Annotated in this window: 8 protein-coding genes; 4 read left to right on the top strand and 4 right to left on the bottom strand. The window is 42.6% G+C overall.

Annotation, left to right across the window (positions count from 1 at the left end; translation table 11 throughout):
- The first annotated feature begins 50 nt into the window (after positions 1-50).
- The gene (locus tag BUC17_RS03470) at positions 51-4121 is read left to right on the top strand and encodes a DUF7619 domain-containing protein (protein WP_073361635.1); all 4071 of its coding nucleotides are present in this window, start codon (positions 51-53) and stop codon (positions 4119-4121) included.
- Between the two features lie 48 nt (positions 4122-4169).
- On the opposite strand, the gene BUC17_RS03475 is transcribed toward BUC17_RS03470, so the two are convergent.
- The gene (locus BUC17_RS03475) at positions 4170-4646 is read right to left on the bottom strand and encodes a TspO/MBR family protein (protein WP_073361637.1); all 477 of its coding nucleotides are present in this window, start codon (positions 4644-4646) and stop codon (positions 4170-4172) included.
- A gap of 75 nt (positions 4647-4721) precedes the next feature.
- On the opposite strand from BUC17_RS03475, the gene BUC17_RS03480 reads away from it, so the two are divergent.
- From BUC17_RS03480 to BUC17_RS03490, 3 genes are read left to right on the top strand one after another with little or no spacing between them, the layout of a single operon-like run.
- Positions 4722-5810, top strand: a complete 1089-nt coding sequence (locus BUC17_RS03480; protein WP_073361639.1) for a diphosphomevalonate decarboxylase — start codon at positions 4722-4724, stop codon at positions 5808-5810.
- Between the two features lie 15 nt (positions 5811-5825).
- Positions 5826-6764 (top strand): mevalonate kinase family protein, encoded by a 939-nt coding sequence (locus BUC17_RS03485; protein ID WP_073361642.1) that lies wholly within the window; start codon positions 5826-5828, stop codon positions 6762-6764.
- Positions 6765-6769: 5 nt separating this feature from the next.
- Complete coding sequence (locus BUC17_RS03490) at positions 6770-7687, top strand: geranylgeranylglycerol-phosphate geranylgeranyltransferase (RefSeq protein WP_073361644.1); 918 nt, start codon at positions 6770-6772, stop codon at positions 7685-7687.
- Here BUC17_RS03490 and BUC17_RS03495 read toward each other — a convergent pair.
- The 3 genes from BUC17_RS03495 to BUC17_RS03505 form a co-directional block, all read right to left on the bottom strand.
- Entirely contained in the window at positions 7684-8211 is a 528-nt protein-coding gene (locus tag BUC17_RS03495) for a gamma carbonic anhydrase family protein (RefSeq protein WP_073361646.1), read from the bottom strand. The two genes, BUC17_RS03490 and BUC17_RS03495, sit on opposite strands and share 4 nt — an antisense overlap.
- Positions 8212-8254: 43 nt before the next feature.
- Positions 8255-9268 (bottom strand): PorP/SprF family type IX secretion system membrane protein, encoded by a 1014-nt coding sequence (locus tag BUC17_RS03500; RefSeq protein WP_073361648.1) that lies wholly within the window; start codon positions 9266-9268, stop codon positions 8255-8257.
- Positions 9269-9272: 4 nt separating this feature from the next.
- Positions 9273-10076 (bottom strand): T9SS type B sorting domain-containing protein (locus tag BUC17_RS03505; RefSeq protein WP_143161701.1); only part of this gene is annotated, 804 nt, incomplete at its 5' end.

Genomic DNA, 10076 nt, shown 5'->3' on the forward strand with positions numbered 1-10076 from the left:
TAATTATTTAAAAATCAATGTATATTTGATTAGTTAAAACCTAACCAAATATGAAAAAACAACTACTATGGGCGTTCTTCGCCTTACTGGTAGCCCCAATTGCATTAATCGCACAAAATACCTACACCTGCGGCGAGACTTTTTATGATTCTGGTGGCCCCAATGGCGACTATGGATCGAATGAAAACAATATTACGATTATTGCCCCTACCTCACTTGGGCAAACCGTAATCTTGTCGCTTTCCTCCATCACCATTGCGCCTGGAGATGTGCTTACTATTTACGATGGCCCCTCGCCAAATTATCCTATTCTAGGAGAAATTTCGGATGTCACCAATGAGCAATTTACATTTATTGCCAGTGATCCATCGGGAACATTAAGTATGCAATTAGTTTCCGATGCGACCGGTACGGCTTCAGGATGGGTTGGATTGGTGGAATGTATGCAACCCAATTGTTTACCCCCCACACAAATTACGCCCAACACCAGTGTAGCTGGACAAGTCACCTTATCTTGGACAGACCCCAACAACAACGCGGGGCCTTGGGAGGTATTAATTCTTCCCGCAGGTTCGGCTCCCAACCCGAGTTCCCAAGGCGTTCTGGTGACTTCACCCACGTACATGACAACGTTACAACCCGGAACATACAATGCTTTTATTCGAACAATTTGTTTGGGTGCTATGAGCGACTGGTCTATTCCAATGACATTGGTTATCAATGCGACACAACCCTGTGCATTGCCTACCAATTTTAGCGTGTCAACCATAACGTCAACAGGAGCCGCTTTTGCTTGGACAGCACAAGGGAGTGCCTTACAATGGGAAGTGGTTGTTTTACCTCAAACAGCGGGATTACCAACAGCCAATACTACAGGAACCGTAATTTCTTTAAGTCCCTTTTTGGCTTCAGGGTTAACCCCCAACACCCAATACAACTTTTTCATCCGTTCATTGTGCAGCAATAGCACCTCGGCTTGGTCTGCAGGAACGTACTTTCAAACCTCCCAATCGCCAGTAGTTTCACCCAACTGTGGTGAGTTATTTGTTGACAACGGGGGAGCGAATGCCAATTACGCCAACAATTCCAACAATACCTATGTGATTTGTCCCACAACGCCCGGACAAGTAGTTACCGTTGCCTTTACCAGTTTTAGTATAGAAACGGGTTGGGACGGTTTATATGTTTTCAATGGAAACAGTACTTCGGCGCCACAAATTTCAAGTGGAAATAATGGAAACAGCATCCCCGGTGGATTGCCCGGAGCCTTTTGGGGAACAACAATTCCCGGTCCATTTACATCTAGTGCAAGCGATGGTTGTTTGACCTTCCGATTTGTAAGTGATAATGTGGTCAATCAAGCAGGCTGGGTAGCCAATGTAACTTGCGCTGCTCCTTCTAGCTGTAGTGCTCCAACCGCAGTGGTGGGTTCAAACATGACCACTACTAGTGTTGTCGTAAATTGGGCCAATACCGCTCAAAGTGCCACCCAATGGGAAGTGGTTGCTGTTCCTTGTGGAATCACCGCGCCAACACCTAATTTTCCTGCAACGCTGGTAACAAGTAACCCGTTTACCTTGACAGGACTTACTCCGAGTACATGTTACAATCTATTTGTTCGTGCCGTTTGTAGCCCAAGCGATAGTAGTGCTTGGACAGTCTCTACAGCTTCTATCACAACGCTTCAAGCGCCCGCTTCATGTGGAGGAGTCTTTACAGACGCTGGCGGACCTAACGCAAATTATGCCAACTCCACCAATACGACTACAACGATTTGCCCCACAAATCCCGGAGAAATCGTAACTGTCACTTTTACAACCTTCGCACTGGAAGCAACCTATGATGCCATGTATGTGTACAATGGAAGTTCAGTAAACGCGCCACAAATTCCAAGCACCAATGGAGCAGGAAATGTGCCCGGAGGCCTTGCGGGTGGATATTGGGGAACATTAACGGGAACAGGCCTTCCTTCATTTACTTCATCCTCGCCTGATGGTTGTCTTACCTTCCGTTTTGTGAGTGATGCCTCAGTCACGGCGCCAGGTTGGGTAGCGAATGTAACTTGCGGTCCCGCGCCCACTTGTTTGAAACCCACCAATACAATTGTTTCCAATGTAACACAAACATCTATGAGCGTTAGTTGGACCCCTGCTTTGGCCTCTGATACCCAATGGGAAGTGTTTGTTTTACCTTGTACAGCTCCCGCGCCAACGACTTCAACTACAGGCGGCATTTTGGTTTCCACACCTGCATTTGTTGCCACAGGCCTTAGTCCCAACACCTGTTACCGCATTTACGTTCGTACCGTATGTAGTGCCAATGATGTAAGTATTTGTGACTTTACACCAAACAGCACTACTCTTGTTGCCCCTCCTGCTTGTGGTGGTTCATTTACTGACAACGGCGGAGCAAACGGAAATTACCCCAATAATTCGAATGAAACCTATACCATCTGCCCAACCAATGCCGGAGATCTAGTTACCGTTACCTTCACCGCTTTTAATACAGAAGCCAATTGGGATGCTTTGTATGTTTTCAATGGAAACTCAACAGCAGCCCCTATGATACCTAGCACCAATGGAGCCGCTAATGTACCCGGTGGTGTCGCAGGAGGATATTGGGGAACAGCAATCCCGGGCCCTTTCACCTCCAGTAGTCCTGATGGGTGTTTGACCTTCCGTTTTGTAAGTGACGCCTCGGTGAATGCGGCTGGATGGGTAGCCAATGTAAGTTGTGCTCCTGACCTTCCAAAAATTGTGGTTGTTGCTTTTGTCGATACCAATTCAAATGGCGTGCAAGACCAGGGCGAACCAAACTTCCCAAGTGGAAACTTTGTGGTTCAGCAAAACAATTCAGGAACAGATATGCTGGTGTATGCGCCCACAGGAATGTATTCCATTTATGACGCGAATCCAACAAACACATATGATGTGAGCTATCAAATTTTACCCGAAGCGTTGCCTTATTTCTCGGGGAACGGCTTTACTGTAAATGATGTAAACATACCCGCCAACGGAGGTACTCAAGTCTTTTATTTCCCCATCACAAATACGCAACCTTTTAGCGATGTAGAAGTTAGTATTTCGCCTATAGGCGCACCTCCTCGACCCGGACTTTCCTACATGCAGCGCGTGATAATAAGAAATTTAGGCATTGCACCAGCGAGCGGAACGTTGACCTACAACAAACCGTCAGCTGTAACGGTAACCAATGTTTCCCCTGCGGGAACAACGGCCAACGCCAATGGTTTTACGTATGCATACACCAATCTTGCACCCAACCAAACCCTAGCCTTTATGGTTACGTTGAGTGTCCCTACAACCCCCACAGTCAACATGAATGACATACTAACAGCGACAGCGACCGTAGTTTCTGGAAATGATATCAATGCGGCAAACAATACGGCCAGCTTATCGCAAATTGTGGTAAATTCTTGGGACCCTAATGACAAAATGGAATCGCATGGGGATAAAATTCCGTTCAGTGCCTTTACTGCTGACGACTATTTGTTTTACACTATTCGTTTCCAAAATATGGGAACCGCCAATGCGATTGATGTTCGCATAGAAGACGATTTAGATGCTCTATTAGATGCTGAAAGTATTCGAATGGTTAGCTCAAGTCACAATTATGTGATGACTCGCGAGGGCACGCATGTGGAATGGTTATTTACGAATATCCAACTTGTTCCCGAAATTGTGAGTCCGCAACAAAGCCAAGGTTATGTAACCTTCCGCATCAAGTTGCATCCAGGCTTCCAAGTGGGAACCATAGTACCGAACACCGCTTCGATTTACTTTGACTCCAATCCCGCTATTGTTACCAATACTTGGACGACTAAATTTACCGCTCCGTTAGGGGTAAACGAACAGGAATGGGTGGCCTTTGTGATGTATCCAAATCCCGCTTCGAATACGCTAACTTTTGAAGCAAACGCCAATGGAACTGCTCTGGAGGCTATTCGAATCTATGATGTATTGGGCAAAACAATGTTGTCATCCCAACACATCAATGCTATAGAATACAATATGGATATTGCTTCCTTACCGCAAGGCGTTTATTTTGTAGAAATTGAATCGGTAAATGGGCAACATTTTACCCAAAAACTGATAAAAAAATAATCAACTTATTTTGACTGATAAAAAGCCGTTCGATGAGAACGGCTTTTTTTATCTATTTAACCACCAAATTGCTCCGTTGAGTAGCGTCGCAAATCCAACCCAAGCTAGATAAGGAATAAGTAAAAATCCAGCCCAGCGGTTTATCTTTTTAAATTGAATATACGTTTCATAAATCATCAACTCCAATAGGATGATTTCGAGCAAAGCCACAAGGGGATTCCACAACGAAAAAAACAAAAACGACCAAAGGGCATTTAATGCTAATTGTACCGTAAAAAAGAAAAGAGCTCGTTTGACTAGAGCCTCATTTTTCTCCATTTGTGACCAAACTAAACCAGCTGCAACACCCATTCCAAGGTATAAAAGAGTCCATACAGGAGCAAAAACCCAATTGGGAGGATTAAAGAAAGGCTTGTTTAACGTGGGATACCAGTCGGTAATTCCTTGTTTTGTGGCCATTCCCGAAAGGTAACCCACTACCAAACAAGTCATCACGGCGACACTGATGCGTAAAAATCGTTGCATATTCTTTTTTGTTACAAAGATACTAAAGCCGAATGTACCCCTGAATTTCTTTTTATCTTTGTGAAAAAATAGCGCATGCACACTACCACTGATTTTACGTTTAAAGGAAGTACTCTCGAATTAGGTAGCGGTTCTTTTCGATGGTCGGCACCCAGCAACATCGCTTTAGTGAAATACTGGGGGAAAAAAGAAAATCAAATCCCCGCCAACCCTTCCCTAAGTTTCACCTTGAATCAGTGTAAAACGATAACCCAATTGGATTTTGACCCCAAAGCAACAAAGGGGGCTATCACTTTTGAATTCAAGTTTGAAGGAGAACCCAAACCGTCGTTTCATCCTAAGATACAGCAGTTTTTTGAACGAATTCTCCCCTATTGCAATTATATCACCGATTTTCATTTTACAATAGACACCCAAAACACGTTTCCACATAGCTCGGGTATTGCTTCATCCGCTTCGGGTATGGCTGCGTTGGCCGTCAATATTATGAGTTTGGAACGGCTACTTCAGCCTGAAATGGAAGACAATTATTTTTGGGAAAAAGCCTCTTTTTTGGCGCGACTCGGTTCGGGAAGTGCGTGTCGAAGTTTAAAAGGGTCGATAGTCGTTTGGGGCGAACATGAACAAATCAAAGGAAGTACACCTGCGTATGGGGTTGCGTTTGAAGATCCCGTTCATCCTATTTTTCAAAATTACCAAGACACTATATTGCTTGTAGACAAGGGTGAAAAGCAGGTATCCAGCACCGTCGGTCACGATTTAATGCACGGACATCCCTTTGCCGCTGAACGATTTGCGCAAGCGCCACAAAATTTGAGTCTTCTTGTCGAAGCCCTAAAAACGGGAGATATGGAGGCCTTCATTCGTATTACCGAAAGTGAAGCCTTAACGTTACACGCTATGATGATGACGTCAACGCCTTACTTTATTTTAATGAAGCCCAATACCTTGGAAATCATTAATCGCATTTGGAGGTTTCGCCAAGGCACCTCAATTCCGGTGTGTTTCACATTGGATGCAGGCGCTAATGTGCATGTTTTATATCCCGAAAACGATAAAGCTACTGTTTTACAATTTATTAAGAACGAATTAGTTGGCTATTGTCAAAAGGAACAGTATATTTGTGACGCTATTGGAAACGGTGCGCAAAATTTAACTCCGTAACTGAATTGTAAAGCTATGAAAGGACCCTTATTCTATTCTAAAATTTTATTGTTCGGTGAATATGGAATCATCAAAGACTCCAAAGGTTTATCGATTCCCTACAATTTTTACAATGGTGCCTTAAAGATTGAGGACAACCCTTCACAAGAGGCCCAGCAATCAAATGCGAGTCTTCAAAAATTTGCAGACTATTTAAAGCAATTGCAACTAGAGCAACCTGAATTAGTACATTTTCAAATCGAAGCCTTACAAGCTGATATTGCGGCTGGAATGTATTTTGATTCCAGTATCCCACAAGGCTACGGAGTAGGCAGTAGCGGAGCATTAGTAGCTGCGATTTACGACAAATACGCCAAAGAAAAAATTACAGTTCTAGAAAATCTTACCCGGGAAAAGTTGTTGCAACTCAAGACAATCTTTTCACAAATGGAATCTTTTTTCCACGGGAAGAGTTCGGGATTAGACCCTTTGAACAGCTATTTAAGCATCCCTATTTTAATCAATTCCAAAGATCATATTGAAGCGACAGGTATTCCTTCACAAAGCACAGAAGGCAAAGGTGCTGTTTTCCTTTTAGATTCTGGAATTGTAGGTGAAACGGCTCCAATGGTCAATATTTTTATGGAAAGCTTAAAAGACCAAGGTTTTCGTAAAATGCTAAAAAATCAGTTCGTGAAATACACGGATGCTTGTGTAGAAAACTTTTTAGGCGGCGATTTCAAATCGTTGTTTACCAATACGAAGAAACTTTCTAATGTCGTTCTAGACCATTTCAAACCCATGATTCCAGAAGAATTTCATGGTGTTTGGCGCAAAGGTTTAGAAACAGATGATTACTATTTAAAACTTTGCGGTTCGGGCGGTGGCGGCTATATTTTGGGCTTTACACAAGATTTAGAAAAAGCACAACAGTCCCTCAAAGATTACAAAATTGAAGTAGTGTATCAATTTTAAGAAATATGGTCCGTCGACAAACTAAACTTACGATGATGAAAATCATCAGTATGTTTTCTGTAGTTCGCGGATACAATATACCTGTTGTTGTTTTAGCACAATACCTTTCAGCCATTTTCATTTTTGCCCCCGAAAAACGTGCCTTGCATGTGCTGTTGGATGCCAATTTGTTTGTTATTATTTTGGCCTCTGCGCTAACGATTGCTTCGGGTTATATCATTAATAATTTTTACGACAGCAATAAAGATTTAATCAACCGACCACAAAAATCAAAGCTAGACCGCTTGGTGAGTCAAAAAACAAAGCTGAATGTATATTTTAGCTTAAACTTTTTTGTGGCGCTCATTGCTTTTTTTGTCTCGTTTCGAGCGGTACTCTTCTTTTCGGGGTATATTTTTCTTATCTGGTTGTATTCGCACAAACTCAAGCGGTTGGCAATCATTGGAAATTTAACGGCGGCTATATTGGCCATTCTACCCTTTTTTGCCATTTTACTCTATTATAAAAATTTCTATCCCGAAATAGTCGCCCATGCCTCATTTCTAGGAATACTCATTTTAATCCGAGAGATAATTAAAGATTTGGAAAACATCCAAGGGGACTTAGCCAATGGATATCAAACGATACCCGTAAAATATGGGGAGAAAATTGCCCATCAAGTTGTTATGGGACTCGTAGTATCAACCGTAATTCCGTTATTTTTTTTAATTGATGTCTATGACGTGGGGTTTATGGACTTTTACTTTTATGGTGCTGCATTGGCGCTTATTGCTTTTGCTTTACGTTTACCGCTGTCCCAACGAAAACAAGACTATTTAATTTTACATCTTATATTAAAGTTTTTGATTGTATTGGGCGTATTCAGTATCGTACTCATCAACCCTCGGGTACTTGAAAATGCACGATTACTGCTGCCCAACTAAAGCTCTTCTGCGTTGTTAAACCATCCCGAATACATCACGTAATTATTGGATATGCGTTCAATCTCACCTGCAAACTCAGAGGCGTTGAGTTCTTTGACCTTTTTGGCGGGGACTCCTGCATAAATTGTACCCGATTCGACTATGGTATTCTGAGTGAGAACCGACCCGGCAGCAATAATCGAATTGGACTTTACTACGCATCCATCCATGACAATGGCACCCATTCCTATCAGCACATTATCTTCAATTGTGCAACCGTGTACAATCGCGTTATGTCCAATCGAAACGTTATTTCCTATGGTCATTTTGTGTTTTTCATAGGTAGCATGAATAACCGCACCATCTTGAATATTTACTTTATTTCCGATGTTAATCGAATGCACATCGCCACGTATTACGGCATTAAACCATACGCTGCATGAAGCTCCTAAAGTGACTTCTCCAACGATTGTTGCATTTTCTGCAATATAACAATCCTCTGGAATGACGGGGTATTTCCCACGAACCGCTTTTATAATTTTCATAAAAAAAGAATCCCGACGAATCGGGATGTTTAGGGTAAAATAATTAGTTAACTGCTGGACAGTTACAGTGGTATTTTTCAGGTTTACAGAACAAATTAACACCTAAAGTTATTTGGTGAAAACCACCGTTGTCAAAGCGAATGTTGCCCAATAAATGCGAGTAGGTATAGGACAACATAAAGTTTTTATAATTAACGCCTACAATCGGAGTAATATATTGCAACTGCTGATCATTTACCACTAAACTAGAATTGATTCCTTCAATGTATTCAGCACCATCCAAACTTCTACGGTAAGAAAGTCCTCCCCATAGTTTACCAAATTCCAAATTCTTGTAGGCTTTGATGTTTAAATCTAACGTAGTTTCTTTGGTTTGAAATACGTGTTGCAACATAAATGAAGGCTCCCACTGAATCGTCTCTGAATCGCCAAAGGTGTATCCCATATTGAAGATTAATCGACGTAAGTTGGTAGGCTCACGGTCAGTATACAATCTTCGGTTACTGGCTACTGCATTCTTAACGGTTAAATGAGCGTAAAAATCCAAGAAATTGTAAGAAGCTCCAATATCTACATTGAAATAAGAAGCTTTTTGTACAATAGTTCCATCAATTATAGGGTCATACGTGGGATTGTTTTCCAAAAATGAGGTCTCATCCAACAAACTTTGCGCAAAACCGGCATTGATACCGAAAGACAACTGATTCAAATCCACATTATCTCTCGAAAACATAATATGGTGCGCATAAGCTACACGAAACCCTTTTTGTGAATGGTACCCGTTACGATCATTGATTAAAATAATCCCCATACCGTCACGATCAGACAAACTTCCGTTGAAACTTAAAGTTTGAAGTGCAGGAGCATCTTCCTGTCCAAACCATTGTTGGCGACCTGTCATACGTAATTTAGCACAGTTTGCAGCCCCCGCCATAGATGGGTGCAACAAAAAGTAATTGTCAGAGAGGTAATCGGAATACACCGGTAAAATTTCCTGAGCACTAGTAGATTTTGCAATTAATAGTCCTATTACAAGGAACAATTGTCTCAATTTCATTGTATTATCGTTTTAATGAGAAATGGGCTTTAAATTCTTTCGCAGTATTCCCCTCAAAGTACTCCACCAAGAACCAGTAGTCGGTGGCAGGCATCAAGGCACCGTTGTAGGTACCATCCCATCCTGCTGCCGTGGGACTGATTTGCTTTAAGAGTTTACCTTGGCGGTCAAATATATAAATTTTTGCGTTTATTTGATTACTTAATCCTACAATATTCCACGTTTCGTTGATGCCATCGCCGTTGGGCGTGAAATAATGCGGATAGTCAATAATAGACACCCCACTTAAAATCAGCGGGTCACAACTGTTGGCCAGCCCCCCCTCGGTATCCCATACGGTGATGGTATGCTCACCCATCGGAACATCGGTAAATACCGGAGAATCCTGACGCGGTCCGTCATCCAAACTGTATTGGTAGGTGCCGTAGCCATCCACAGTTACCGTTATCGTTTGTAAGTCAGAGAACGCATTAGAAACCGTGTAGCCAATCTGCCCCGCAGGCACTACCGCTTGCCCCGACTGAATCACATCAAAACTCGCCGAAGCTTGGCTACAAAGCAAATCACTCGTGCTGGTCATCACCACCACATAGGTGCGTGTAGCTCCATTGGGATCGGCGGTATCAACCGTATAACTTGGCCCTGTGGCAATCGCATTGACTAAATCGGTACTCAAATACCAAGCATAGGTATAACTTCCCGGTACGTCATTATCCACCTCCAAGGTCAAGGGGCGCACCACCTGATCCGTGATAAAGTCCACACAAATCACATTCGAATTGGTATCGGTAACAATCACCGGCTCAGG

It is taken from the genome of Flavobacterium fontis (assembly GCF_900129405.1).
GTDB classification, from domain to species: Bacteria; Bacteroidota; Bacteroidia; order Flavobacteriales; family Flavobacteriaceae; genus Flavobacterium; species Flavobacterium fontis.